The 26,282-nt window shown below is 36.4% G+C and carries 27 protein-coding genes; 8 read left to right on the top strand and 19 right to left on the bottom strand.

What is annotated here, in order from left to right:
* Nucleotides 1-44: 44 nt before the first annotated feature.
* The 11 genes from atpA to DF185_RS18525 all read right to left on the bottom strand — a co-directional run bounded on the left by atpA (nt 45) and on the right by DF185_RS18525 (nt 8,999).
* The gene (atpA, locus tag DF185_RS18580; RefSeq protein ID WP_110362432.1) at nt 45-1,646 is read right to left on the bottom strand and encodes a F0F1 ATP synthase subunit alpha; all 1,602 of its coding nucleotides are present in this window, start codon (nt 1,644-1,646) and stop codon (nt 45-47) included.
* Nucleotides 1,647-1,692: 46 nt separating this feature from the next.
* Entirely contained in the window at nt 1,693-2,241 is a 549-nt protein-coding gene (atpH, locus tag DF185_RS18575) for an ATP synthase F1 subunit delta (protein ID WP_110362430.1), read from the bottom strand.
* A 68-nt stretch (nt 2,242-2,309) separates the two neighbouring features.
* Nucleotides 2,310-2,804 (bottom strand): F0F1 ATP synthase subunit B, encoded by a 495-nt coding sequence (locus tag DF185_RS18570; protein ID WP_110362428.1) that lies wholly within the window; start codon nt 2,802-2,804, stop codon nt 2,310-2,312.
* 99 nt (nt 2,805-2,903) lie between these two features.
* On the bottom strand, nt 2,904-3,161 hold the full coding sequence (gene atpE, locus DF185_RS18565) for an ATP synthase F0 subunit C (RefSeq protein WP_262493474.1): 258 nt from the start codon (nt 3,159-3,161) through the stop codon (nt 2,904-2,906).
* Between the two features lie 61 nt (nt 3,162-3,222).
* The gene (gene atpB, locus DF185_RS18560) at nt 3,223-4,305 is read right to left on the bottom strand and encodes a F0F1 ATP synthase subunit A (RefSeq protein ID WP_110362426.1); all 1,083 of its coding nucleotides are present in this window, start codon (nt 4,303-4,305) and stop codon (nt 3,223-3,225) included.
* A gap of 568 nt (nt 4,306-4,873) precedes the next feature.
* Nucleotides 4,874-5,110, bottom strand: a complete 237-nt coding sequence (locus tag DF185_RS18550; protein ID WP_110362422.1) for an AtpZ/AtpI family protein — start codon at nt 5,108-5,110, stop codon at nt 4,874-4,876.
* A complete protein-coding gene (locus DF185_RS18545) occupies nt 5,094-5,465 on the bottom strand; it encodes a bactofilin family protein (protein WP_110362682.1) in 372 nt (123 codons plus the stop codon). Before DF185_RS18545 ends, DF185_RS18550 begins: the two co-directional genes overlap by 17 nt.
* Before the next feature lie 303 nt (nt 5,466-5,768).
* Nucleotides 5,769-6,767, bottom strand: a complete 999-nt coding sequence (locus tag DF185_RS18540; protein ID WP_110362420.1) for a beta-ketoacyl-ACP synthase III — start codon at nt 6,765-6,767, stop codon at nt 5,769-5,771.
* 214 nt (nt 6,768-6,981) lie between these two features.
* Entirely contained in the window at nt 6,982-7,167 is a 186-nt protein-coding gene (gene rpmF / locus DF185_RS18535) for a 50S ribosomal protein L32 (RefSeq protein ID WP_083464500.1), read from the bottom strand.
* Between the two features lie 16 nt (nt 7,168-7,183).
* Nucleotides 7,184-7,720, bottom strand: a complete 537-nt coding sequence (locus DF185_RS18530; protein WP_165836071.1) for a YceD family protein — start codon at nt 7,718-7,720, stop codon at nt 7,184-7,186.
* Nucleotides 7,721-7,910: 190 nt separating this feature from the next.
* A complete protein-coding gene (locus DF185_RS18525) occupies nt 7,911-8,999 on the bottom strand; it encodes a sensor histidine kinase (RefSeq protein ID WP_243421797.1) in 1,089 nt (362 codons plus the stop codon).
* Between the two features lie 276 nt (nt 9,000-9,275).
* On the opposite strand from DF185_RS18525, the gene DF185_RS18520 reads away from it, so the two are divergent.
* The gene (locus DF185_RS18520; RefSeq protein ID WP_110362414.1) at nt 9,276-9,800 is read left to right on the top strand and encodes a YceI family protein; all 525 of its coding nucleotides are present in this window, start codon (nt 9,276-9,278) and stop codon (nt 9,798-9,800) included.
* Nucleotide 9,801: 1 nt separating this feature from the next.
* Here DF185_RS18520 and mnmH read toward each other — a convergent pair whose 3' ends face one another.
* Both mnmH and rsgA read right to left on the bottom strand, forming a co-directional pair.
* Complete coding sequence (mnmH, locus tag DF185_RS18515; protein WP_110362412.1) at nt 9,802-10,833, bottom strand: tRNA 2-selenouridine(34) synthase MnmH; 1,032 nt, start codon at nt 10,831-10,833, stop codon at nt 9,802-9,804.
* A gap of 91 nt (nt 10,834-10,924) precedes the next feature.
* Complete coding sequence (rsgA, locus tag DF185_RS18510) at nt 10,925-11,851, bottom strand: ribosome small subunit-dependent GTPase A (protein ID WP_110362410.1); 927 nt, start codon at nt 11,849-11,851, stop codon at nt 10,925-10,927.
* A gap of 148 nt (nt 11,852-11,999) precedes the next feature.
* On the opposite strand from rsgA, the gene DF185_RS18505 reads away from it, so the two are divergent.
* A complete protein-coding gene (locus DF185_RS18505; RefSeq protein ID WP_110362408.1) occupies nt 12,000-12,767 on the top strand; it encodes an exodeoxyribonuclease III in 768 nt (255 codons plus the stop codon).
* Between the two features lie 369 nt (nt 12,768-13,136).
* On the opposite strand, the gene DF185_RS18500 is transcribed toward DF185_RS18505, so the two are convergent.
* From DF185_RS18500 to DF185_RS18475, 6 genes are all read right to left on the bottom strand, one after another.
* Nucleotides 13,137-14,723, bottom strand: coding sequence for an aspartate:alanine exchanger family transporter (locus tag DF185_RS18500; protein ID WP_110362406.1), 1,587 nt, complete (start codon nt 14,721-14,723; stop codon nt 13,137-13,139).
* A 107-nt stretch (nt 14,724-14,830) separates the two neighbouring features.
* Nucleotides 14,831-15,541 (bottom strand): dipeptidase PepE, encoded by a 711-nt coding sequence (gene pepE / locus DF185_RS18495; RefSeq protein WP_110362404.1) that lies wholly within the window; start codon nt 15,539-15,541, stop codon nt 14,831-14,833.
* Nucleotides 15,542-15,587: 46 nt separating this feature from the next.
* Nucleotides 15,588-17,594 (bottom strand): tetratricopeptide repeat-containing sensor histidine kinase, encoded by a 2,007-nt coding sequence (locus DF185_RS18490; protein WP_110362402.1) that lies wholly within the window; start codon nt 17,592-17,594, stop codon nt 15,588-15,590.
* Between the two features lie 121 nt (nt 17,595-17,715).
* Nucleotides 17,716-18,774: an outer membrane beta-barrel protein gene (locus DF185_RS18485; RefSeq protein WP_110362400.1), complete on the bottom strand. Its 1,059-nt coding sequence runs from the start codon at nt 18,772-18,774 to the stop codon at nt 17,716-17,718.
* Nucleotides 18,775-18,838: 64 nt separating this feature from the next.
* Nucleotides 18,839-19,948: a hypothetical protein gene (locus DF185_RS18480; protein ID WP_165836070.1), complete on the bottom strand. Its 1,110-nt coding sequence runs from the start codon at nt 19,946-19,948 to the stop codon at nt 18,839-18,841.
* A gap of 8 nt (nt 19,949-19,956) precedes the next feature.
* Complete coding sequence (locus tag DF185_RS18475) at nt 19,957-20,442, bottom strand: RNA polymerase sigma factor (RefSeq protein ID WP_110362396.1); 486 nt, start codon at nt 20,440-20,442, stop codon at nt 19,957-19,959.
* A 152-nt stretch (nt 20,443-20,594) separates the two neighbouring features.
* Between DF185_RS18475 and DF185_RS18470 the strand changes: the two genes are divergently transcribed.
* From DF185_RS18470 to DF185_RS18445, 6 genes are all read left to right on the top strand, one after another.
* Nucleotides 20,595-21,401 carry a 5'-nucleotidase, lipoprotein e(P4) family gene (locus DF185_RS18470; RefSeq protein WP_110362394.1) on the top strand — a complete coding sequence of 269 codons (807 nt, stop codon included), beginning with the start codon at nt 20,595-20,597 and terminating at the stop codon, nt 21,399-21,401.
* 108 nt (nt 21,402-21,509) lie between these two features.
* Complete coding sequence (locus DF185_RS18465) at nt 21,510-22,400, top strand: DUF4271 domain-containing protein (RefSeq protein ID WP_110362392.1); 891 nt, start codon at nt 21,510-21,512, stop codon at nt 22,398-22,400.
* Between the two features lie 37 nt (nt 22,401-22,437).
* The gene (locus DF185_RS18460; RefSeq protein ID WP_110362390.1) at nt 22,438-23,196 is read left to right on the top strand and encodes a uroporphyrinogen-III synthase; all 759 of its coding nucleotides are present in this window, start codon (nt 22,438-22,440) and stop codon (nt 23,194-23,196) included.
* 79 nt (nt 23,197-23,275) lie between these two features.
* Nucleotides 23,276-23,722 (top strand): ribonuclease P protein component, encoded by a 447-nt coding sequence (locus DF185_RS18455; RefSeq protein ID WP_110362388.1) that lies wholly within the window; start codon nt 23,276-23,278, stop codon nt 23,720-23,722.
* Nucleotides 23,706-23,903, top strand: coding sequence for a membrane protein insertion efficiency factor YidD (gene yidD / locus DF185_RS18450; RefSeq protein ID WP_243421796.1), 198 nt, complete (start codon nt 23,706-23,708; stop codon nt 23,901-23,903). Before DF185_RS18455 ends, yidD begins: the two co-directional genes overlap by 17 nt.
* 255 nt (nt 23,904-24,158) lie before the next feature.
* Entirely contained in the window at nt 24,159-25,847 is a 1,689-nt protein-coding gene (locus DF185_RS18445) for a S41 family peptidase (protein ID WP_110362384.1), read from the top strand.
* Nucleotides 25,848-26,282: the final 435 nt, after the last annotated feature.

Here is a 26,282-nt window from a genome sequence, read left to right as displayed (position 1 = left end):
AATAAATCCTTGTTCATTACTAATTGATAATTGTTAATTGATAATTATTTATACTTTGCAGCTACTTCTTCAGCTACTTTACGCATAGTATCCTGAGCTTCCTTGGTATATTTTCCGGTTCCAAGTTCAGCCAACACATCTTTATGCTTTAATTCCATAAACTGAAGGAAATCATGCTCAAATTCTTTCACTTTGTCAGTTGGAACATTTCTTAACAAACCTTGAGTTCCACAATACAAAATAGCAACCTGCTTATCAACTGTAACAGGAGAATATTGTCCCTGCTTCAGGATCTCAACGTTTTTGGCTCCCTTATCAAGTACTGATAGAGTTGCTGCATCCATATCCGAACCAAACTTGGCAAATGCCTCCAATTCGCGATACTGTGCCTGGTCAAGCTTCAATGTTCCAGCAACCTTCTTCATCGACTTAATCTGAGCATTACCACCCACACGTGATACCGAGATACCTACGTTAATTGCAGGACGAATACCAGCATTAAACAAGTCTGATTCCAAGAAGATCTGACCATCCGTAATCGAAATTACGTTGGTTGGGATATAAGCAGATACGTCACCTGCCTGAGTCTCAATAATTGGAAGTGCTGTTAATGAACCACCACCCTTAATGATTGATTCTCCGTTTTCATCCTTGGCATTCTTCAAGCTCTCAGGAAGATCATTCATCTGACGCGCAATTTCATCAGAGTTAATCACCTTAGCGGCACGCTCTAATAATCTTGAGTGAAGATAGAATACGTCTCCTGGATAAGCCTCACGTCCCGGTGGACGACGAAGCAATAGTGATACCTCACGGTAAGATACTGCCTGCTTTGATAAATCATCGTAAATGATCAATGCAGGACGTCCTGTATCACGGAAGAACTCACCAATAGATGCACCCGCAAATGGTGCGTAGAATTGCAATGCAGCCGGATCTGATGCGGTTGCAGATACAATTGTTGTATAGGCCATAGCTCCGTTTTCTTCAAGAGTTCTGGCAATGTTCGCAACGGTTGAACCTTTCTGTCCTACTGCCACATAAATACAGTAAACAGGCTCACCTTTGTCGTAAAATTCTTTCTGATTGATAATGGTATCAATTGCAATCGCAGTTTTACCTGTCTGACGGTCACCAATGATTAGCTCACGCTGTCCTCGTCCGATAGGAATCATCGCATCAATTGCCTTCAAACCTGTTTGCAAAGGCTCATTTACCGGCTGACGATAGATTACCCCTGGAGCTTTACGTTCCAATGGCATCTCGTAAGTTGTTCCCGTAATTTCACCTTTACCATCGATCGGCTCACCAATGGTATTGATAACACGTCCCAACATGCCTTCTCCAACATTGATAGAGGCGATACGTTTGGTACGTTTTACTACGTCACCTTCTTTAATACCTTGTGATTCTCCCAAAAGTACTGCACCAATATTGTCTTCCTCTAAGTTCAAAACAATACCCAATACCCCATTTTGGAATTCGATCAACTCATTTGATTCTACATTCGATAATCCGTAAATGCGAGCGATACCATCACCTACTTGCAATACGGTTCCGACTTCTTCCAGTTCTGCTTCGGTTTTTAATCCTTCTAATTGCTGCTTTAGAATTTCCGAAACTTCTGCAGGTTTAATACTAGCCATATTTAATTCTTATTAGACTGATTTATATTCTGAATAAGCTTAGCTTTTAGCTAATTCTGTTCGTTAGTAATTCTCGTTTGATTTGATTCAATTGACTGGCAACTGAAGCATCCAATTGTTGATCTTCAACTCGAATTACAAAACCACCAATGATATCCTCATCGATTACTTCTGTTAATTCTATCTTGGAATTGAAAGATTTTTCAAGAAGATCAGATATTTTCTGCTTGCTTACATCTTCAACTTTGGCTGCTGATGTAAGAGTTGCCGATAATATTCCCATATCTTTTCTACATAGAGCCAAGAAGTTTCTGGAAATATCTTTGATGTAGATTTCTCTTCTGTTTTGTAGAACCAAATCAAGGAAATTCAATGTCATTGCATCAATATTACCAGTAAATATCTGCTTCACTGTCTCCCTTTTCTGAAGAGTTTTCACCACCGGACTTTCAATCATCAACCAAAAATCAGAACTTTCTTTAATCAGATCATCAATAACTTTAATATCTGATATAAAAGTTTCGATCATATTCTTCTCTTTTCCTAATTCGAAAAGAGCTTTGGCATATCGAACCGAGATTTTACTTTCGTTCATATTTTTTTTATTAGATAAGAGATGAGAGAATTACTATCTCATTAACTCTCCCGATATCTATCGGGATACTAATTAAGCTTTACTTCGTCCATTAATTTCTTGAAGTAATCTTTTTGTTGCTGATCATCTGCAAATTGCTGACGAAGAACTTTCTCTGCAATCTCAACAGAAAGATTAGCCACCTGAGCTTTAATTTCGTTTAATGCAGCAGATTTTTCGCTCTCAATGTTCGCTCTTGCTGATTCAACCAGCTTATCCGCTTCCTGAGTAGCTTTTTGCTTTGCTTCATTCACAATTTTAGAACTCATTTCTTTTGCCTCTTTTAGCATTGCTTCACGCTCTTTTCTTGCCTCCTGAAGAATTCTTTCGTTGTCGGCTTGCAATTCAGCCATTTCTTCTTTGGCACGATCAGCAGAACGTAATGCGTCTTCAATCGACTCTTCACGCTCTTTTAAGGCATTCAATATTGGTTTCCAGGCAAACTTTTTAAGGATAAAAAGTACGATGGCAAAAGCCAAAAACATCCATATAAAAGTTCCTAATTCAGGTGTTACCAAGCCCATATTATTCTATTTTTTTCACCTTACGGTGGATTTTAATAATCAATTGTTACCACAATTTGCCTCAGGCAATCCCTTTTTGGCAAATTGTGGATAATGCTATTATAATACGATAGCCAACAAACAGATGATGATAGCAAAGAAAGCAGCACCTTCAATAAGAGCAGCAGCTACAATCATGTTTGAACGAATATCTCCAGATGCTTCTGGCTGGCGAGCAATACTCTCAAGAGCAGAACCACCAATTTTACCAATACCGATACCAGCACCAATAGCAGCCAAACCAGCTCCGAATGCAGCACCCATTTTAGCAACTGCCATACTAGCTGCAGCCTGAAGAAGAATTGATAATGTAATCATAGTGTTTTTATTTAATGATTAAAAAACTATAAAATAGCTCCATTTAAGGAGTTGAAAATTCTTAATGATGTTCTTCCGTAGCCATACCAAAGTAAAGCGCAGAAAGAAGCGTAAATACGTATGCCTGGATCAATGCTACAAGTAGCTCCAACATATCCATAAAGATCACAAACAGTACAGAGATAACCGACGTTCCGTATCCTAACATTGGGCTGATCTCACCGAATATGAAGATCAAGCTCACAAATGCCAATACAATCATGTGACCTGCCGTGATGTTTGCAAACAAACGAACCATTAAAACGAATGGTTTTGTGAACACACCCATAAGCTCAACCAGTGGCATCAATGGTACAGGGAACTTTAACCACCAAGGTACTCCTGGTGTATTAAAAATGTGAACCCAGTAATTTTTATTTCCACTAAATGTTGTGATGATGAACGTAAATACTGCCAATACCATTGTAATGGTAATGTTACCTGTAACGTTAGCTCCACCTGGAATCAACGGAACCAGTCCCATTAAGTTATTCAACCAGATAAAGAAGAAAATGGTTAAAAGGAATGGCATGTATTTTTCGTATTTCTTTTCTCCAATAGCAGGCTTTGCAATCTCATCACGCACAAATAAAATTAGTGGCTCCATTAAAGACTGCATCCCTTTAGGAGCTTGTCCTTTTCTGCGGGTATATGCTTTTGCAACAGATATGAAAATCCACATCAGGAAGATCATACTAATAAGCATGGCAACCACATTCTTGGTCATGGAAATGTCGAATGGTCGAACTTCATGACCATCAATCTTTTCAACTACCTTGCCTCTGAATTCACCCTCTTGTGCAATGTAAAATCCTTTGTAAGCATCATGACCATGATGGAATTTACTTGACATGAACATGTGAAAACCCGATTGTTCAGATATCACAATAACAGGAAGAGGAACAGACACATGTTTGTCTTTATAGGAAAGGATATGCCAATCATATGCATCGGCAATGTGATCCATTATAAAGTTTCCTGGTTCAAATTTTTCCTTTTTGTGAGTATCGTGGTGAGCATGTTGGTCATGTTCATCAGATGCAAACGCTGGAACCGCGCTAGCAATAAAGAAGAAGATTAGTAGAAATCGATGAATGTTTTTCATACTTACATCACTTGCTATGAATAGGTCTAAAATAAAAATCAGATCTATTCAATCTGTTATTTTAATTGTCAATAGACTTTTTTACCAAACTGGCAGCTTAAAAATTCACCACCTTTGATTTTTGTCCCTCAAATTTAATAAAAAAAGTTCTCCACAAAACTTTTTTAGCTTATTTAATATTTCCCGACCTTAAAGTCTTAGATAGCGCAATTACTTCAAAGGTGGTATAAACCACATAACAAAACGCAAAGAAAAGTACGAAACTCAATGCCTGCGCCCTGTTCAGCAACACGTAAACGATTACAAAACTTAGGTTAAGAAATAATTTTATTCCAAACCAAGCCATATAATTTGTATGGAAAACTCGAGGATCTCCCTTGGATAATTTTAATAATTTGAAATGTTGAAAGGAATTGAATAGAAAAAAGTACAAAATCACAAAAGGAAAAATATAATTAAACCATGGTTTTAGAACTGTTAGGAACAATGTGCTCGACCCAATTAGTAAAAAAACTGATATTAAACCTAGTCTAAGAATGTACGATTTGTATTTTTTTTCCATAAATCTTTACTTCATTTTCATAAAATCTTTCAGAGCGAAATAGAGGGACAGGATCACGCCTAAAAAAGCTCCAATAACGGTAAATAAGGGAAATTCTTTTTGTAGGTATTCATCCAGTTTCATACCTCCGTATAAAACCAATAGAATCACTACAATCATTTGAAAAGCCAAACCGGAGTATTTAATAACTCCGCTTAGCTGTTTTCTTTTTTTATCCTTTTCCGGATTATTTTTTCTTTTCATCCTTTGCAGGTGCCGCTTCACCCATTTTACAAGATCCGGTAAACTTAGCACCAGGCTCAACAGAAATCTTATCTGTAGCAATATTTCCTAATATTAAAGCTGTTGATTTCAGATTCACCATTTCTGAAGCAATAATATTACCTTCTACTCTACCCGAAACATCAATTGTTTTGCAATTAATATCTCCCTCGATTTTACCTGTATTTCCTACAACTACCTTTCCGTTTACCTGCATTTTACCATTTAAATATCCATCAATACGGATATCTCTTGATGCTTGAACATCTCCTTTAATTGATGTTCCATCACAAATAAGGTTTACTGCGGTTGGTTGTACGTCGTTGTTTCTGCTCATTTTATTTTTTTTACTAAACATGTTTGAAATCTTATTGATGTGGACAAGTGCAATTGGAAATTCTTAGAATATCAGTCTATTATTCACCTCTTTTATTGCCCCGAATTGACATCTATATCAACTCAATTTTTCTAAAAAAAGTATACGAACAATCTCTTTTATTATTCCAATCTACAGCACCTATGTTCGCGGACCATACAAATATAAAAAAATGAGGCAGAAATCCCACTTCTATGTCAAGTTTGAAAGCAAAAAAAAGGCTTCCAAATGGAAGCCTTTATAATATCTTGTAGTAATAAAATTCTATTTAGGATCGTAACCCCATTTCAACAGAATAGATCCCCAGGTAAAACCTGCACCAAATCCTGAAAGAATAATATTATCTCCTTTTTTCAATTGATCTTCCCACTCCCATAAACACAATGGAATGGTAGCAGAGGTTGTATTACCGTATTTCTCGATGTTAATCATCACTTTTTCCTTAGCCAAGCCCATTCTTTTAGCTGTAGCTTCGATAATACGATTATTTGCCTGATGTGGAACCAACCAAGCCAAATCATCAGCTGTCATGTTGTGTTTTTCCATCATTTCTACAGAAACATCAGCCATGTTAGAAACCGCATGTTTAAATACGTGGTTACCTTCCTGATAAATGAAGTGTTCGCGAGCATCAACAGTTTCGTGAGAAGCTGGCTTACATGAACCACCTGCTTTTTGATGCAAATGCTTACGACCAAAACCTGCCGTGTGTAACATTTCATCCATTACACCTACCTCTTCAGTTGTTGGTTCCAATAGAACTGCTGCTGAACCATCACCAAAAATTGGACATGTTTGACGATCAGTATAATCAACAATTGATGACATTTTTTCTGCACCAACAATCACAACTTTCTTATACATACCAGACTGTATGTATTTTGAGCCTGTTGCTAAGGCAAAAAGAAATCCCGAACAACCTGCATTCAAGTCAAAGCTAAATGCATTATTAATTCCGGCTTTATCACTAATAATGTTTGCTGTTGCAGGGAATTGCATGTCAGGAGTTACTGTTGCACAAATCACCAAGTCAACTTCTTCAGGAGAAGTTCCTGTTTTTTCCAGCAACTGATTAACAGCTCTCACACCTAATTCTGAAGAACCTTGTTCTTCTCCTTTTAGAATTCTTCTTTCTTTTATACCAATACGAGTCATGATCCACTCATCAGAAGTGTCAACCATGGTACTTAATTCGTCATTGGTAAGAATATAGTCGGGAACATAAGCCCCAACTCCTGTTATAACTGCATTAATTTTTGACATTGTTTAAGCTTACTTAGTGTTCATCAGATAATTCAGCTTACAAGTATACAGATTTTTCTCTAGCAAATCATGGATTTTAGAGGTTAATCTCACACCTCTAATATCAACAAGCTGGGTTCAAGCAAGAACGATCATGTATAACGCAAATTTGCCCCTAAGAAGAATCTGAGGAGCAAATTTAATATAGCTTCAAACCTGATTAATTGTACTCAGGTTATGCTGTAACTTCTTTTTCAATAGCTAATTTGCCTCTGTAATAACCGCACTCAGGGCAAACAGTGTGATATTTAACAGTTGCTCCGCAATTTGAGCAAGATGCTAAAGTAGCAGGAGTTGTTCTAAGATGACTTCTTCTCTTATTTCTTCTCTGCTTCGACGTTCTGTGTTTTGGATGTGCCATTTTTCAACCTATTTAACTAGTTATTATCAATCAATTTTCTTAAATCATTCCATCTCGGGTCAATCTTCTCTTCCTCATTCACCGAGAGGTCATTCAATTTTTGAATCATTTTTTCATTACAAGTGCTGTTTCCTTCTTCATCATCAGGATGAACAAAGCTTAATGGTAAGCTCAATTCAAACAGCTCATAGATGTATTGTGCTACATTGATTTCGTTATCCGATTCTGCAAGAACAATAACATCATCAGCCAACTCTTCGTGTTCTTCACCAAATTTCAAATGTAGAGAATTTTCACCCTCAACCTCAATCTCCAGATCTTCCAAACACCTGTCGCAGGCTACGTTTAACTTTCCTTTTAATTCAAATTGTAAGGTGGTTACCAGAGTTTTTTTATTGAAAGTGATTTTTACATCAGCTTTCGCCTGATAAACATCTTCCTCTTGAAAATACTCAAAGAATTCATGATCTACTTTGAAATCAAATTCATGTAAACCATCCTTTAAACCCTTAAAAGGAATCGTATATTTTGTTGGATATTCCAAAATATTCAAATAAAACTTTGCAAAAGTATAAAAATTAATCTTACGAATTCACAAAAAAATACATCTTTTTTGTCAATTTCAAGCAATTACTGATGCTAAACAAGCATTCAATAAGCAATCCCGCCTAAAAACGGGCTGCAAAAATAAGGAGTTCTTTTTTGGTTTCAAAACTTTTCTGGTGATTTGAAAACCAGAACTTTCAGTTTAGAGGCAAAATAATTCTAAAAACCGTGCCTTTTCCCAATTCAGAGCTAGCAACAAAAATTTTTCCACTATGGTAATTTTCTATAATTCTTTTGGCCAATGACAAACCCAAACCCCACCCTCTTTTCTTAGATGTGTAGCCTGGTTTAAACACAGTTTTAAATTGACCTTTGGCTATTCCTTTCCCAGTATCCTTGATATCCAAGACTATTTTTTCTTTGCCTTCAGTTAAAGAAAAGTGTAATTTTCCCTTTCCTTCCATGGCATCAACCGCATTTTTGGTCAAATTTTCTATCACCCAGGAAAATAACTCTTTGTTTAAAGGCACCAATTCATTTTTTAATTCAGTATGGGCAAAAATAAATTCTATTTTATCCGATGTTCTTTTCTTCAAGTATTCTATGCTCACTTCAATAATTTCATTCAAATTATGAGGTTTTAAGATCGGTTTTGAGCCAATTTTCGAGAATCGTTCGGCAATTACCTCCAACCTGGTAACATCTTTCGACATTTCTTCAACCATTGTCGGACTAGGATTTCCCGACTTCATCAATTCCATCCAAGCCATAAGAGAACTAATTGGTGTTCCCAACTGGTGAGCAGTTTCTTTCGACATCCCGACCCAAACACGATTCTGTTCTGCTGATTTTGAATAGGAAAAAGCCAAAAATGCAATAACAATGAAAGTAATAATGGCTCCTAGTTGAACAAATGGGTACCAAGCAAGGCGCTTTAAAATATTTGAATCATCGTAATAAATGTAATTTTTGCCGTTAATCAATTCGATGGTAATGGAATGATTTTCATCTTTCATTTTAATCAATTCCCTTGATACTACTTTCTCTTCTTGATTCTCAGGAAAGTTTATATTTCTATGAGCTATTATATTATCATTTTCATCGGCTAAAATCATAGGTATTGTCTCATTGCCTTCCATTATCCTCTGAATCAAGGCAACATCCTGGTTTGGATTGGTATCTAAACTCTTTAAACCAATAGCCCAAAGTTCTACTTTCTTTGCTTCCTCGTGGGCCAATTTCTTCACCAAACTATTGGTATAAAGTAATGAAACAGCCACAATCACAACTGCAACAATTAAAAAATGGTATTTCCAATTCCGGTTATTAAGGTAAAAGTCCAATGCTGAATATTAATTGGTTTCTGATAAAGGTAACGACAAATCAATTTAAATCTTATTCCAGAGTAAAAAAATATATCCTAATACTGCTTATTTCACACCCAATACCATTTTAGCATTCCAAATTTAATTTTGCATTGATCATCCTTTATGGATTATATTTGTTTATAAGCAAAGGCTTTATATCCTTTTTCAAGTATTAAATCCATAAAAGCATATCATATGATCAGAAGGTTGATGTTGTTGGCAATGATTATTGGAGGGATCCATTTTACATGTTCATCCCAGAATATTAATACCGAAAAATCCAAAATTGAGTTTCGAGTGGCCAATCTTGGTGCAAACAAGGTTAAGGGAAACTTTTCAGGCATGAAAGGAAGTGTAAAGTTCGACCCCAAAAAGATATCCTCTGCCTCCTTTGATGTCTGTATTGATGCTACAACATTCAATACCAGAATGAAGAAGAGAGACAAAGTAGTAAAGGGAGAAAAATACCTGGATGTTGTCAATTACCCTGAAATTTGCTTCAAATCAACAGGTGTATCCCGTAATGGAATGAGTTATAAACTTACCGGAATCCTAACGATGCATGGCGAAAGCAAGGACGTAGAAATCATTTTTAACTACTCTCGCCAAACATTTACCGGCAAATTACAAATCAATCGCCTCGATTTTAAAGTGGGGCCTCAAAGCGGTGTATTGGTTGGCAAAATAATAGACGTAACAATTACCTGTGTAATTGAATAAACTACTTTTTAAGAGAATTATAGAACTCTATTACCTTTTGAGCGTTTTTTGCTGGATTGTCTTTTTCCAGCTCCAAATAATGAATGGTTTGGCCTTCTCTTTTCGATAAACCATGTCTATAGGCTTTGTCGTAGTAATTCAATGTAATATCCGCAACCGTGGCATAATCTCCGTTCTTTAAACTTTCCTCTGCTAGTTTTACATTCAGTCCTCCTAACCTTTTCCCAATTTTAGAGATCATGTGAGCTAGAACCTCTGAGTCGAAACAAGCATATTCTTCCACTAGTCTTTTTATTCTTTCCGATTTTGGAATTAGAATTTTTATTACATCGGTCTGTCTCATGCGATGAAATAGAGCATCATTAATCCACACTGAACCTATGGATTTGCTTTCATCTTCCACCCAAATCGGCTTGTCAGCATCTAAATCCAACCACACTTTAGCCAATTCATTCTCGAAATTCTCATTGCTTGGCTGATCGGTTTGTCCTAATGCACCAAATACAGATCCTTTGTGATGAGCAACCCCTTCTAAATCGAGTACCTGAGCACCTTGCTTTTGCATTTCGTGTAGAACTTCAGTCTTTCCGCTACCAGTCATGCCACCCAACACCACCAATTCCGATTTTTCGGCAAATTGCTGGCGAATGTATCCTCGATATGCCTTATAACCTCCTTTTAGCAAATAAACCTTAAACCCTGCTGTTTCGAACAACCATGCCATGCTACCACTGCGCATTCCACCCCGCCAACAATGCACCATGATTTCTTTATTGGGAGCAAATCGCTTGGCTTGTTTCACAAAGCTTGCCAGTTTTGGACCAACCAATTCTAATCCTAAAAGCACTGCAGAATCCTTACTGGCTCGTTTGTATTTGGTACCCACCAAAACTCTTTCTTCATTCGTAAAAATGGGAATGTTTAAAGCATCAGGAATGTGTCCTTCTTCAAATTCTGCTGGTGTTCTTACATCAATCATTGGAAGTGATTTTCCCAATTTAAGGAATTCTTCCGGGCTAAGTACTTTTGCCATTTTTCGGGTTCTTTTCAGCTATTGCGTGATCAAAAAAGCACGTAAAAAATACGTGCTGAATTCTGTGTTTTAACAGTGATCTATTCTGTAATTAAATTCTGTATTTACTATCCTCATCTTCCATTACCATGCCCAGGTAACTTTCGTAACGAGTAATACTTATTTCTCCTGCTTCAACAGCTGCTTTCACAGCACATTTTGGTTCATGTATGTGACTGCAATTGTTGAATTGACATTCTTGTGAAGTTTCGAATATTTCCGGAAAGAAGTGTGACATTTCCTCCTTCTCCATATCGATGGTTCCGAAGCCTCTAATTCCTGGTGTATCGATAATATAACCTCCAAAATCCAACTCAAACATCTCTGAAAAAGTAGTTGTGTGCTTTCCTTGAGAGTGAGCCTCTGAAATCTCCCCGGTTTTTAAATCCAATCCTGGTTGAATCGCATTGATCAATGTTGATTTACCAACCCCAGAATGTCCGGAAAGAAGATTGATATTATCCTTTAGAGCATCTTTAATGATATCCAAATGAGTTCCGTTCTTTGCAGAGATTTCGTAACACTTGTATCCTATTTTCTCATAAATTCCCTTCAACTCATCCAATCTGTCCATATCATTAGGGCGATATCGGTCTATTTTATTAAAGATCAAGCGAACCGGAATACGATATGCTTCGGCGGCAGCCAAAAATCGATCGATAAAAGTTGTGGTGGTTAAAGGATAGTTTACAGTTACAATCAAGAATGCCTGATCAACATTGGAAGCAATGATCTGACTGTGCTTCGACAGGTTTGATGACTTTCGAATGATATAGTTCTTTCGATCGTGAATACTTACAATCACTTTCGACTCCTTATCTTCCTCAAAATTTACTCTGTCGCCCACCGCAATTGGATTGGTGGTTCTAATTCCCTCCATTCTGAATCGCCCTTTGATACGGCAATTGTGAATTTCTCCATCGTTGGTTTTAACAGTATACCAACTTCCTGTCGATTTTATAACCAGTCCTTCTTTCAATGTCTATCTATTTTTGTACAAAAATAGTTGATTTTAAGGAAAAGAGCGCATTTTAGCGGATTTGTTATTTGCCAAAGTGCGAATATGGTACTTATCTTTACTAAATTGCATTTTGAATCATTCGTTAAAATAAACACACACCAGATACATGAAGAAAATAATTAGCTACAATGTAAACGGCATTAGAGCTGCATTGGGAAAAGACTTGATTGGATGGCTAAAACAGGAAAATCCTGATATTTTATTGATACAGGAAACCAAGGCACAACCAGAGCAAATAGAATCGCATTTGTTTGAGGAGTTGGGATACCATTGCTACTGGTTCTCTGCCGAGAAAAAAGGATACAGCGGTGTTGGTATCTTGAGTAAGGAAAAACCTGATGCCATAATTACAGGAGTTGATAACGACAAATACGACATTGAAGGAAGGGCCATAAGAGCCGATTTTGGCGATATCTCGGTATTTAGTACATATCACCCATCAGGAACTACAGGAGGGCCAAGACAGGACTATAAAATGGAATGGCTGGCCTATTTCCAGGAATACATCAACGAACTGAAAAAGGAAAGACCAAATCTTGTAATTGGTGGCGACTTTAACATCTGTCACAAAGCCATTGATATTAGTAGACCTGAAAAGAAAAAAGGCGTTTCGGGCTTTTTACCTGAGGAAAGAGAATGGGTAAGCCAATTTCTGGAAAGTGGTTTTATTGATTCTTTCCGTGTTTTCGATCAGTCACCTGATAAATATAGCTGGTGGAGCTACAGAGCTGGCTCAAGAGGCAAGAATCTGGGCTGGAGAATCGACTACCACATGGTAAGTGAAAGTTTGCAAGAGAAGCTTAAAGGTGCCTCTATCCTTTCTGATGTTGTGCATTCCGACCACTGCCCTATCGTTGTTGAAATGGACTTTTAACTTGATTGGCTGTTGACAATCAGCTAACACTTTGATTAACACCTTCCCGGACAAGCTTAATGTGCTCCCGGACAAAAGTGACCTTCTCCCGGACACTTGGGAATGCTTTCCCGGACAAAGAGTTAGGCTTCCCGGACACAAAGAAGGGCTTCCCGGACAAGCAGGTAGGCTTTCCCGGACATGGACATGATCTTCCCGGACAGGAATATTCAAGATACTCTTATCCGGGACGTTATGCCTGATGGTCAGGAACAAGTTTCATCTGTCCGGGAGCACTTATACACTGTCCGTACAAATAAAAAACTTTGTCTTTCCTAACTTATTTATGGTGTGATGCATTCCACCGAATGGAATATTGAGATCGGTCTCTTACAACATGCTTAAAATCTGTACACAAACAATTAAAAACACCATTGCAATGGGATAAACAGTTGCGTAGGCTATGGATTGTGCACTGGAATCGGACATGCCATCAACTGCAGCCAAACCAGGAGTACTGGTCATACTGCCCGTTAGTGCGCCCAATAAATTGAGAATGTTCATTTTTAATACAAAGTGACCAATTAGGGTGGTAAGAATCATTGGCAACAAGGTAATTGCAATGCCAATTGCAAACAGTGCCAAACCCGATTCCTGGAAAGTTTTTACCAAATGTGCCCCTGCGCTTGTTCCCACCACGGCCAAAAACATGAGTAATCCAAGCTGACGAAGCAATTGATTTGCCGATCCGGACATGGTCCAAAGAATAGGTCCGGTTTTACCAATTCTGCTCAAAACCAATGCTACCATTAGCACACCGCCTGTTAGTCCTAAACTGAATGTAAATTCATCGGAAAAGGAAATTTTTAACTTCCCTACCAACACACCAAGTACAATTCCTGTTGCAATCGGAAAGAAATCTGTATCAGATAACTTCTTGCTATCGTTCCCAAAAAGGTGACGTACGTTGTTGATATTAGCGGTTCCACAAGCTACAACCAGTTTATCGCCAAAACGGATTTCCGATTTTGAACTGGCTACCATATCAATTCCTGCTCTTCGGATACGGGTAATACGAGCATTGTAGTTGGCCAAAACGTTTAGCTGCCCTATGGTTTTATTCACCACTTGCTTGTTGGTTACCAGTACCGATTCCACCACATATTCTCGGCTTAAAGGAATCTTCTCCCCAGTCTCTTCACCGATGATCATCTTTGCTCTTTCCAAAGCCTGTTCCGTTCCAATGAGTTTCACGATATCGCCACTTTCTAAAATGGTATTGGGCGTTGGAACAATACTTTCTCCATTGTGCATGATTCTTGAAATATTGGCTTGGGTCATCGATCGAATTTTAAGCTCGGCAATGCTTCTGCCAACAATATTTTCGTTCTCAACTACAAAATTCTTGTTGAATAGTTCAGGAAAGTTCTGCTGAGCCTCATCTTCCAACTTTTGTGCTTCCTTTTCAATATCCACCTTAAACAGTTTAGGATACATTCTCACAAACAATATTACCCCAATAACACCGAAAGGATAAGCAATACCGTAACCAATGGATGCCATTGCTGATTGAGTAGATTCGATAGCTGCAGCAAGTCCAGGTGTACTGGTTAGCGATCCTGTTAACAACCCTATGGCAATATCTGTATCAATTTTAAAAATTAAGGCAAGCAAAATGGTAACCAAGGAGGCACTACCAACCAAAATAAAAGCCAAAACGATTAGCTCTCTCCCATTCTTTTTAAAAGATTCAAAAAAACCTGGTCCGGCCTGAATTCCTATGGTAAAAATGAACAGGGTAAGTCCAATATTTTGGATATCCTTAGGAATGCTTACACCAAAGTGCCCAAAAACCAAGGCCACAAAAATAACTGCCGAAACATCTAAAGAAATTCCTTTTATTTTAATGTTTCCAACAATAAATCCGATAGCAACAATAAGAAATAGAACAAAATAAGCCGAGGAAAGTAAGTCCATGAGTAAGTGTTTGTTTAAACTTTTATTTCGGCCACAAAGGTAGAAATTCAAAATAAAAAAAGCGATTAAGTCTCCCTAATCGCTTCTTTATATTTTTAGTAATGATCTTATTTCAACAAGAAATTGAAATCGTCATTTGCACTTAATTCGTAGGTTTCAATGCCATTTTTGAAAATTCGACACTGTCTGTCACCAATTAACTTGATGTTGTTATCCTCTACCAAAAACATGGTTGCTTCTCTTAATCCAGCAATGTATACATCTGGATTCAACACCATAAACTCGTTGATACGATCTTCGCGGGTTTCTCCTCCATGTCCTTCCGGATTTTTATCCAAATAGTGTGGATTAATCTGGAAAGGAATCAAGTTTAAAGCATCGAATCCCATAGGGTCGATAATTGGCATATCGTTGGTTGTTTTGATGGTAGGACAAGTTAAATTCGATCCTGCACTCCAACCAATGTACGGAGCCTTTTCGTTGATTACCTTGTTACGAATTGGTTCGGTTAGGTTGTACTTGTGAATCAAATGAAGCAGGTTCCAAGTGCTTCCACCACCTACAACAATTGCCTCCGCTTCTTCAACTGCTTGCACAGGATTCTCGAAACGGTGGATCGATACGATATCATGTCCCACTTCGTTGAATCTTTCTTTTACTTTAGCTTCGTAATCATCGAAAGATACGGTTACACCTGCGTAAGGAATGAATAGTGCTTTTACTGGTTTTTCACCTAAAAACTCTTTGATATTGTGTTTTGGATAATCCAGGTACTCTTCCCCTGGATTCGTAGAATTACTAATCAGTAATAATCTCATGCGTATGTAAATTTAGTTTAAGCTAATGTGTATTTCAGCTCTAAATTTAACTATTAATCAAGAAAAGAAGAGGCTCTTTTTCTACTAATTCCAAATATTTTTCATGATTCATTGGACGGCGTGGAATAATAAAAGCAAAAGTACTTCCCTTATCTACCTCACTGCTAACAATCATTTTACCATGATTTTTAATCAAGAAGTCACGACAAAGTGTCAAGCCTAAACCGGTTCCTTTCTCAGCTGCCGTTCCGTCAGTGGTTTTTCCATCGTAAATGTTATCCACCTGATCAGGTAGCATTCCAATACCATCATCAATTACCGAAATCTTCACAAAATGCTCCCCTATTTCCGATTTAATCTCCACGCTACCACCTTTATTGGTGAATTTAATGGCATTGGAAATCAAGTTTCTCAACACGGTATTTATCATGTTCCAATCTACAAATACCTCAATGTTTGGATTCTCTGAGGTAAACAGATTAATGGATTTAATTTTGGCCAAATCACTCAACAAACCAATATTGGAGTTGATGATCGAACAGGCATCAACCATTTGTTTATTGGCTGAAAGCGTTGAAGTTTGATTCTTTGCCCAATACAAAAGGTTTTCCAGAAGTTCATAGGCATTATCCGAAGAATGAAACAGAGCTTGCAAAAACTCCTCCTTATCTTCCTCTGAAAGGTCTAAATCTTCCTCCCCAAGGTACATTCTCAAGCCATTGCTGATATTACCAATAGCACCTCTTAAATCGTGCGCAATTAATGAGAACATTTTATCCTTGGTATCATTAGCAACACGAAGCTTATCTTCACTCACCTTGATTCGCTTCATGGCTTCAATCAGCTCCTCTTGATGCTGATGAACCAAGCTGTTCTTTAAATGCAATAATTCGTTGTCTTTCAGATTATTTCTATATCTGATAATCAAGATAAAAATCACCGAAATGAAAACCATTAAAATCAATAACCCAACGATATACTGACGAGTAATTTTTAATTGTTGCTCCTGATTTTCATCCCTTAACACCTGATTTTCCTGATTCTTGATACTAATTGCATGGCGCGAATCCAGCTCCTCAATCTTATTGCTTAATTTGTCATCTGCAATAGAATCCTGGTATTGTTGTAACTTCTGAAAAGCCGTTACAGATTCTTTTTGCCTGCCATTTTGGATGTGATAATTGGCCAAGATTCTGTAATAATCGCGGTATAACCTTTTGGATCTTAAATTGACCGCAACGGCATATCCTCTATCCAAATGTATTTTTGCTTTGTTCAATTCTCCATTCTGAATGTACAACTGAGATAAATCCAATTCGAATGCTCCACTTTTAAAGTTGTTACCATTTGATTTATGGTATTGCAATGCATCTTGGTAAATTCCTATGGCTTTATCCGTCTCTCCAACTTCGGCATACATTGAACCTAAGTCATTTAAAACAGATTGTATGATCCTTTGTCGGGATAATTTCTTACCGATTTTTAGCGCTATCTCAAAATGCTTTTGTGCCTCATCAAATACACCTATTCCCTTATAATACAGACCTAACAAGTTCTCGCAAGCAGCAATTCCTCCTTCATCACCAAAGCTTTCGTATATATTGAATGCTTGAATGGTATAAGAGTATGATTTATTCAAGCGGTTGGTTTCATAATAAACCGTTGCCAATTGTTTGCTGATATCAGCTATATCATTCCTAAAGTTATTTTTCTCTGCATAATGATGTGCTTGCAAAAGATAATCCAGCGAATTATCCAATTGGTTATCGTAGTAGTAGGCTGTTCCAACATAAAACATCGCTTTTATAATTTCAGGGGTACTCTCAAGCGATTGTGCTGTTCCTAACGCATGTTTTGATTTTTCAATTGCTTGTGCTGGGTCTATGTTCCAATAAAATTTACTAAGGTCCAGTAAAGCATTCAATTTATTTTGGCCTGCCGAAGAACCATATCTCTTTTGCAGACTATCCAAACTAACTTGAGTTTCGAAGCTTTCAAAACCATAGGATGGGAAACATAATATTATAAAAATATATAGGGGGAGTTTTTTCATGCCCCTAATATACTATTTTATGCTAAAAATATCAACATTGGTCAAAATTGCATGTTTTATAACAACAAAACGGCCAGAATTCAATAAAATCTGGCCGTTTGTCAAAATTAGAGTTTTAATCTTAGAAACTAACTAAGGTAATCCCTACTGTAAACGGTGTTAACTCGGGACCTTTGCCACTTTCAAACAACTCTGTTAAACTATAAGTTGCAAAAAAGTTCAATGAACGGTAGCCTATACGAGCATGAGCTGCATATCTCAAAGTCTTCAACTTAAAGTCATCATGGTCTTTATCTTTATCGCCCCCATGTTTTATTTTGGTATGTGAACCTAGTCTTAAACCTCCCACAACACCTGCAGACATGTGAACTCTTCTCTTCTTGTATTTTACAGGAATTTGAAATTCCATTAATAATGGAACCGTAAGGTAAAGAGTTGTCAGTTTTGTCTTTTTAATATTCCTACCGGGATATGCAACGGATAAATCTAAAGGTTGTATCACTCCATTTACTTTTTGCAAAGTAATGTCATTATCAAATCTATAGTTGTTCCACTCTAAACCTAGACCTGTAACCAAACCAATTGTATTTCTTTCTTTTTGTAGGCTAATATCGTATTGCAAGAAATTTAGATTAACTGCAATAGATTTCGCCATATCCAACTCCATAAAATCGTAAGAATAGCCTGTATAATCATCATTTGAGAAGCCATTTATCCCCATTTCAAATCCAGCCCAATGTCCTCTAAAATGAGGTTCTTTTTCCATAAAGAACTTATCCTGATCTGGATCCCAAGGGTGTACTTTCTGAATCTTAATTCTGGTTCCATGCCAACCGTCGATAATGTTAATCTGCTTTCCGCCTATTCTAATTTTGGTTGTATCACGTCCTTCCTGATAGGCAAATTTTCCAATTTTACCTACCTTAATCTTGCCTCCTTTTTCGGTTTGAACAGCCTTAACTACATCTCTGTTCATAAACTCCACCTTCATGGTATCCTGATCTACAGTTTTTTGAAAGGTGTGCTTGGTTTCAGCTTTCTTCTTTTTATTGGACCAACTATCTTCTATTAGGATTTTTTTCTTCTTAAGAGTATCCGTTTTTAATGTATCGATTGTATTTTGAGCGTAAGCACTACATCCAATTGCAAGTGCAAAATACATTACAAGTAATTTCTTCATAACAATATTTTTAGGTAATTCTATGGGTAAGACGAATCAACAGCCCATTAGTTACAGGTAATTTTTATTTTATTGAAGTAGAAAAGCCTATACCTTTGGTATTGAAGTTTAAACGTGTCTTTTCTGTTTCTGAATCGTATTGTTTTTCTAATTGTACTTTCTTTCCAGCAATCTCCCCTATCTTGTCAACACCCATTTTTGCCACCGCATAAAGCAATGAGTTGTTTTTTCGTTTCGCTTTTACGCTTGATTTCCATGACATGCCTAGATTTGCCAAACCAGTGTTAACAGGAACCTCATTCATTTCCTTTTTCTGATTTGAAACCTCAATTTTTGGCTCAATCACCTCAACATTGGCTAAAACTTCAAGTTCTGCGGTTTTAATGACTGCGGGCAAACCAACTTTTTGAGTTTCGGTTTGCATATTTTCTGTTGTGCTCTCTGTAATTGCTGTGTTAGTTACAATCTTATCTAATTTTTTTTCTATTGTTTTGCTATTTGCAATCACATTTTCAACTTCCTCAAGCTCTGGTTTTATTTCGTCTTGCTTTGCTATATTCGATTCTGACTTAACACCTACCAATTTTTCCAACCTATCTGAATCTTTTGTTGGTGCAATCACCACCTTTTTTACAGAATCATTGTAGGCAACTTTTTTAGTTGAATCCTGCTCAGTACTTTTATCAGAAATGGTTGTATTCCAAACTGAGAAAAGAAGCAATACAGATGCGGCAATTCCCACTCCTGAAATCATCCAGTAAGGAATAATTTTACGTTCCTTTCTCTTAAGCTCTTCCTTATCGGGATAAATGATACCAATATCAGCTTTAAGCTTTGTTTTTTCATACAATTGATATTGAGCTTTGCCAATGAGATTCTCATTCAAGTATTTAGTGAAAGCAATCTCTTCTTCTTGTTCTAAATCACCTTCCAGTTTGGCTACACAGAAATCTTCAAAATCTGTTTCAAAAGGAATTTGTTTTAATGATGATTTATCGAAAGTAATATTCTCCTCTTCCAACTCAATAAGGCACATTTCTTCCAACTCCTCCTTTAAATCCGGATTAAGAACAAGGAAACTTTCCAGATTTTTCTTCTCTGAATCGTTTAAATTTCCTTCTAAATAATCAAGAAAGAATTCTTCGTAATTGTGTCTATCTATTCTTCTCATCATCAATCTTGCTACACCAATGTTTCTATACTACCAATGAAACTTTTCAAATTTTTCCTGGCTCTGTAAATATAAACTTTCACCTGCGATTCACTTAGATCGGTAATCTTGGCAATTTCTGCATAGGAATATCCTTCATAATCTCTCAATAATATTACGGATCTTTGAATATCTGAAAGCTTCTCCAATGCAATATTTAAAACCTCCTTTAAATCGCTATACTGTTCCGAATGTGAATATTCTTTTACATCAACATTCTCAAAATCTTCTTTTCTTTTCTCTTTTCTTATCAAATCGATCATGGTATGATAAGCTGTAGTAAAAAGATATGATTTGACTTTCTGGTAATTTACATTCTCAATATTTCGCCACAACTTCTCGAAACTGTCTTGTACAATATCACGCGCTTTATCCTCATCTTTAATGTTTTTAAGGATAAAGCGAAACATGCCATCGGCATACTTGTCTACGCTTTTATTGTACTCTACAGTGTTCATTTAGGCCAGTTTCATATCTAGGACGCACAACATATTTGAAATGTTACAGCTATTTTTTATTATCTTCGAATTTAAACCATTTTTTTTCCTTTCCGTGTAAATCCGATCACCAAAAACGAAGGTGAAAGTTTAAAATTATAACACAAACTCACATGAGAAAAATATTTTTTGCGATTCTAATCGCTTCCGGCCTGTTTGCTTGTCAGCAAAATCCTGCAAACAACAAGGATACACAAAACTCAAATGAACATTTGGTAATGGCTACTCTATGGTATCAGAGAGCATCAGAATGTAGAGCTTTATACTATCAGGCATTTAATGCTGCCAAACTATCACTAGACAAACAATTGGCTACCTATTCGGGTAATAAAGCTAAGGCAGTAGTAGTTGATATTGATGAAACAGTTTTAGATAATAGTCCATTTGAAACCAACTCCATTAGAACTGGAAAATCTTATTCATCAGCTGCATGGAAAGAATGGACCGATATGGCAAAAGCTCAAGCTACTCCTGGAGCCTTAGAGTTTTTAAAATATGCAGAATCAAAAGGTGTTGAAACTTTTTATATTTCAAACAGAGATACTTCTGCTACAAACAAAACATTACAAAACCTTAAAGAGCTAGGTTTTCCTTTTGCAGATAAAGCACACATTCTGCTAAAAACCAATACTAGCGTAAAAACTGTAAGAAGAAATAAGGTGAGCGAAACGCATGATATTCTTATTCTTGCAGGAGATAATATTGGAGATTTTGATGAAATTTTAGAAGACAGATCTGAAAATTATGGTTTCGGAAAAGTTGATGCCATGAAAGATCTTTTTGGAGCAAAATTTATTGTGCTTCCTAACCCGATGTATGGTTCATGGGAAAGACAAGTATTAAAGAGTGATAAAAACCTCAATGCAGATGAAAAAGAAAAACTTAGAGTAAAACGCCTCATTGGATACGAAGAAATATAAACTCAAAAGCCCGTAAGAAATTTACGGGCTTTCTTTTGCTTCATGCAAGAGCTCAATAAAATAAAATTATCTTTGTAAATAATTAGTGGTAATGGTACACGAATTATAATGGCTTTCATCAACTCATCAGTCTCTCCCGTTCATAAAACGGTATTTCAAGATTCTTCTCTTCAAGTCAATTTTAAGCTAGATAGCTTAAATAATGGGAAAGATACAACTGATCAGACAGCTGGCATTATTGCTGATAGTACAAAAACAGACTCAATTCACCTGAATCTCATCACACTTAAAGATTCAATTACAACGGATAGTATTGAACGACCTTTAATCAGAGAAGGAAAATTAATTGAAACATCTCAAAGTGATTGGATGGTTGGCGTTAGTCTATTTGTAGTGATTCTGATGGCAATTATACGATTTTCATTCAGCAAATACCTGCAACGCCTTATTGATGCAATTGTCAATTATCAAGTATCAAACAATTTGTTCCTGGAAAAAAACATGAGAAACCTTCGTGGTAGTATTTTCTTGAATGGATTGTTTTTTATCAATGCCTCATTTTTTGCAGTACTTTATTACAACTATTGGTATTCCGACTCTGGTATCAAAACAAGCTTGCTAACCTTCCTTTATACATTAGCTGCTTTTCTGATAATTTACTTCGGAAAATTTGTCGTGATAAGAACATTGGCATACATTTTTGATGGTGTAAAAGAGGGAAAAGAATACCTGCACAATGTTTTTATCTACAATAAAAATCTTGGAATTTTTCTTTTACCCCTTACCCTAAGTATACCTTTCATAGCTGATTTTGCAGCATATTTACTACTAAATGCAGGTTTAGTAATTGCTTTAATATTTTATTTATTTCGACTATTTCGAGGGATTAAAATATTATTTCGCAAACATGTTTCAATATTTTATATGATTTTGTACCTTTGTGCCTTGGAAATTTTGCCCTTACTTGTGATTTACAAACTGTTAATATCATTGGTATAAGGCGGTGTAAAGAATTGTTGAACTAAACTCTAGTGTTTTGAGAATCAAGACTATACTGGTATCACAACCCAAGCCCCAAACCGAAAAGTCACCGTATTTTGATTTGGCAGAAAAATACAATTTGAAAATTGATTTTCGTCCTTTCATCCAAGTTGAAGGTGTTTCAACCAAAGAATTTAGACAGGAAAGAATCAATATTTTAGATCACACAGCTGTTATTTTTACTAGTAGAACAGCTATCGATCACTTTTTCAGAGTTTGTGAGGAATTAAGAATTACAGTTCCTGATGATATGAAATATTTCTGTATTTCTGAATCAACTGCATTCTATCTTCAGAAGTATATCGTTTACAGAAAACGAAAAATCTTCTTTGGAGAAAAACGTTTCGAAGAGTTAATGGATATTATCGTGAAGCACAAATCAGAAAAATTCCTGATTCCGCTTTCAGATATTCATAAACAATCAATCCCTGCTTTGCTTGATAAAAATAAAATCAAGTATACGAAAGCAATTTTGTATCGTACTGTAAGTAGTGATTTATCTGATTTAGCTGATGTTAATTACGACATCTTGGCTTTTTATAGCCCATCAGGTATTGCTTCTTTGTTACAAAACTTCCCTGATTTTGAACAGAACAATACAATTATTGCTGCATTCGGACCTGCTACTTCAAAAGCAGTTAACGATGCGAAGTTAAGACTTGATATTCAGGCTCCAATGCCACAAGCTCCATCTATGACTATGGCTTTGGATCAATTCATCAAGAAATATAACAAAGACAATAAAGACAAATAGTCTTTAACAACATAAAAGAAAGAAGGGGAATTTGTTTTCCCCTTTTTTTGTCGATTTTTGTAGTATAATCCAGAACAGAATGACACGTAAGACACGTTTTACTTTTGAAAAAGCTGAAAGACTCACTCACAAGATTCTTATTGGCAAACTATTTTCCGAAGGGAACGGATTTACTTGTTATCCTTTTCGAGTGGTATGGAAAGCTGCTGATCTTCATTCCGATTATCCGGCACAAGTTGCCATAACAGTCTCGAAAAGAAACTTTAAACATGCGGTAAAAAGAAATCTTTTAAAAAGACGAATTCGTGAAATTTACCGTTTAAATAAGCACAAGCTTTACGAAGAATTAGAGAAAAAAGAGGTGCAAATTGCTTTTATGCTTGTATACCTTCCTAAAAAAATCATGGAAACAAAGGATATGGAAGAACAATTAAAAAAGGCATTGCAACGAATTCCAAGAGAATATGAAAAACATTCTAAACCTACTGAAACAGGCAGCTCTGTTCATCATGATTCTGCCGATTAAGTTCTATCAGTATTTTATTTCTCCCCTTACTCCTTCTGCTTGTAGGTATACTCCTACCTGTTCTTCCTACGCCATTCAAGCTTTAAAAAAACACGGCCCATTTAAAGGATCTTACCTTGCCATTAAAAGAATTTTATCCTGTAATCCCTGGGGTGGACACGGTCATGATCCTGTACCTTAAAAGGAATTTTATTCCTTTCTAATCTACTTTTATTGAACCATTTCACTTCTCAATCGTAATACCATTAGAAATTACCATGCACATACATTGTAATTCAGTACAATAGGGTTAAGAAATGTTAAAGGTGATAGATTTCCATTGGGATTAGCTATATTTGTTATTACCTACTAATAAAATTTATACTTCAGAGTGATTAGTTTGTTTTAGGGAAATCTCCGCAAGGGTGAATTAAAATATCAATTAAAAAAGAAATATATGAAGCTTCGAGGAAAAAGAGGAGCCATTTGGATGCTGGCTATTCTACTGTTTTGTAGTGCGGCATTTTTCGGGTTCAGCAGGGATGAGAGAAATTTTGAAATCAGTAAAAACCTGAATATCTACTACACCATGTTCAGAGAATTGAACTTGTTTTACGTAGATGAGATTGATCCGGGTGACTTGGTAAAAAAGAGTATGGATGCCATGCTTAAAACCCTCGATCCTTACACCACATACATATCAGAATCGGAAATTGAAGATTTTAAATTGATGACAACTGGTGAGTATGCCGGAATTGGAGCTTTAATCAGCAAACACAAAGATGAAGTAATTATTGCAGAACCTTACGAAGGATTTCCTGCCTATAAAGCGGGTTTAAAAGCGGGTGATGTAATGCTTGAAATCAATGGAACTTCGGTTAAAGGTAAGAGTACTGATGATGTTAGTAATCTTTTAAAAGGACAACCAAACGTTCCGCTTACCATTAAAATTAAGCGCCCAGGTGTTAAGAAAACCATGGATAAAAAGCTGGTTCGTGAAAAAATTCAGCTTAAATCGGTTCCTTACTATGGCATGATTACCGATTCAATTGGATACATTCACCTTAACCAATTCACAAATAAATCGGCAGGTGAAGTAAAAAATGCATTGAAAGAGTTAAAAGAACAAAATGCAAAATCCATTGTATTGGATTTAAGAGGAAATCCAGGAGGTTTGTTAGATCAGGCCATTGAGATTACCAACCTATTTGTAAATAAAGGTGAAGATATCGTTAGCACAAAAGGGAAAGTTTCGAAATGGGACAAGAGCTACAAAGCAACAAAGTCGCCTGTTGATTCAGAAATTCCTATCGCTGTATTGGTAAACAGAGGATCGGCTTCGGCATCTGAAATTGTTTCTGGAGCAATTCAGGATCTTGACAGAGGCGTTGTACTTGGTAATAGAACATTTGGTAAGGGATTGGTTCAAACAACCAGAAATCTTACTTACAACACCAAATTAAAAGTAACTACAGCCAAGTATTACATTCCTAGCGGAAGATGTATCCAGGCATTGGATTACAGTAACAGAAACGAAGATGGTAGTGTTGGTAAAGTTGCTGATTCATTGATTACTGAATATCACACAAAAAATGGTCGCAAGGTTTACGATGGCGGAGGTATTCTTCCTGATGTAAAAATAGATCCTGAAACCTATAGCATTTTAAGCATAAATATGATACGTGATTTCATGTTCTTCGATTTTGCTACGCTATATGCAAACAGCAACGAAAGCATTGCTTCTGCCAAAGAATTTGAAGTTAGCGATGAGCTTTTTAATGAATTTGTGAAGTTTGTAAAAGAAAGTAAAGATTTCACTTACAAATCGGAAAGTACTGAGATTTTAAAAGCATTAAAGAAATCGGCCGAAGAAGAGAAGAACTTTGATATTTCTACTGATGAATTTGCTGCTTTAGAGGCTAAATTAGCACCTAATTTAGATCGCGACATACAAAGATTCAAAGATGAATTAAAAGAGCTTCTGGCTCACGAAATTGTAAAGAGATACCATTATCAAAAGGGTGGCATTGAATTCAGTTTGCGTGATGACAAAACTTTACTTCGTGCCATCGAGGTTCTTGAAAGCAACAACGAATACGCAGGTATTTTAGATGGCAGCATTGGGTTGCATGCCATTAACAAGTAAAAAGGAATAAGGCAAAAGGATTAAGTAATTTGCCTGAAGCTTATAATAAAATTGATATCAAAAAGCTCATTCTTTCGATGGAAGAATGAGCTTTTTCTTTGACCACACTCCTCTTGTTGATATATACCCCCATTGAGTAAGCAATATGAGCCTATGAGTACTTTAGCTTGTCTTTTGAGTTAGAATATTTAGCAAATGAGTTAATTACAAGCCGCTCTGAGTAGCAATTTTATTGATTTGAGTTAACTCAGACGCCAATATCTGTAACTCCGATGGGTATTTCAGTAACTCAGACGGCTCACTTGGCTACTCCGATGGGTATTTAGCCTACTCAGATGGGATAATTGTTAACTCAGATGGGTATTTGGCCTACTCAAAAGGCTATCTACCTTACTCAAATGGGTCTAATGGCTACTCAGACGCTAATTTCTTAAC

Source organism: Marinifilum breve (assembly GCF_003202155.1).
Classification (GTDB): Bacteria; Bacteroidota; Bacteroidia; order Bacteroidales; family Marinifilaceae; genus Marinifilum; species Marinifilum breve.
The sequence above is the reverse complement of the archived record's forward strand: the minus strand, read 5'-3'. Positions and strand labels throughout refer to the sequence as shown.

Excerpts from the sequence above, each read along its gene's own strand:
- atpA (WP_110362432.1), bottom strand. The coding sequence starts at position 1,646 with ATGGCTAGTATTAAACCTGCAGAAGTTTCGGAAATTCTAAAGCAGCAA.
- DF185_RS18540 (WP_110362420.1), bottom strand. The coding sequence starts at position 6,767 with ATGTCAAAAATTAATGCAGTTATAACAGGAGTTGGGGCTTATGTTCCC.
- DF185_RS18550 (WP_110362422.1), bottom strand. The coding sequence starts at position 5,110 with ATGAAAAGAAAAAATAATCCGGAAAAGGATAAAAAAAGAAAACAGCTA.
- pepE (WP_110362404.1), bottom strand. The coding sequence starts at position 15,541 with ATGAGATTATTACTGATTAGTAATTCTACGAATCCAGGGGAAGAGTAC.
- DF185_RS18455 (WP_110362388.1), top strand. The coding sequence starts at position 23,276 with ATGACACGTAAGACACGTTTTACTTTTGAAAAAGCTGAAAGACTCACT.
- DF185_RS18545 (WP_110362682.1), bottom strand. The coding sequence starts at position 5,465 with ATGAGCAGAAACAACGACGTACAACCAACCGCAGTAAACCTTATTTGT.
- yidD (WP_243421796.1), top strand. The coding sequence starts at position 23,706 with ATGATTCTGCCGATTAAGTTCTATCAGTATTTTATTTCTCCCCTTACT.
- DF185_RS18480 (WP_165836070.1), bottom strand. The coding sequence starts at position 19,948 with ATGATGAGAAGAATAGATAGACACAATTACGAAGAATTCTTTCTTGAT.
- atpE (WP_262493474.1), bottom strand. The coding sequence starts at position 3,161 with ATGATTACATTATCAATTCTTCTTCAGGCTGCAGCTAGTATGGCAGTT.
- atpH (WP_110362430.1), bottom strand. The coding sequence starts at position 2,241 with ATGAACGAAAGTAAAATCTCGGTTCGATATGCCAAAGCTCTTTTCGAA.
- atpB (WP_110362426.1), bottom strand. The coding sequence starts at position 4,305 with ATGAAAAACATTCATCGATTTCTACTAATCTTCTTCTTTATTGCTAGC.
- DF185_RS18465 (WP_110362392.1), top strand. The coding sequence starts at position 21,510 with ATGGCTTTCATCAACTCATCAGTCTCTCCCGTTCATAAAACGGTATTT.
- DF185_RS18490 (WP_110362402.1), bottom strand. The coding sequence starts at position 17,594 with ATGAAAAAACTCCCCCTATATATTTTTATAATATTATGTTTCCCATCC.
- DF185_RS18445 (WP_110362384.1), top strand. The coding sequence starts at position 24,159 with ATGAAGCTTCGAGGAAAAAGAGGAGCCATTTGGATGCTGGCTATTCTA.
- mnmH (WP_110362412.1), bottom strand. The coding sequence starts at position 10,833 with ATGGCAAAAGTACTTAGCCCGGAAGAATTCCTTAAATTGGGAAAATCA.
- DF185_RS18470 (WP_110362394.1), top strand. The coding sequence starts at position 20,595 with ATGAGAAAAATATTTTTTGCGATTCTAATCGCTTCCGGCCTGTTTGCT.
- DF185_RS18475 (WP_110362396.1), bottom strand. The coding sequence starts at position 20,442 with ATGAACACTGTAGAGTACAATAAAAGCGTAGACAAGTATGCCGATGGC.
- DF185_RS18520 (WP_110362414.1), top strand. The coding sequence starts at position 9,276 with ATGATCAGAAGGTTGATGTTGTTGGCAATGATTATTGGAGGGATCCAT.
- DF185_RS18485 (WP_110362400.1), bottom strand. The coding sequence starts at position 18,774 with ATGAAGAAATTACTTGTAATGTATTTTGCACTTGCAATTGGATGTAGT.
- DF185_RS18570 (WP_110362428.1), bottom strand. The coding sequence starts at position 2,804 with ATGGGCTTGGTAACACCTGAATTAGGAACTTTTATATGGATGTTTTTG.
- DF185_RS18505 (WP_110362408.1), top strand. The coding sequence starts at position 12,000 with ATGAAGAAAATAATTAGCTACAATGTAAACGGCATTAGAGCTGCATTG.
- DF185_RS18500 (WP_110362406.1), bottom strand. The coding sequence starts at position 14,723 with ATGGACTTACTTTCCTCGGCTTATTTTGTTCTATTTCTTATTGTTGCT.
- rpmF (WP_083464500.1), bottom strand. The coding sequence starts at position 7,167 with ATGGCACATCCAAAACACAGAACGTCGAAGCAGAGAAGAAATAAGAGA.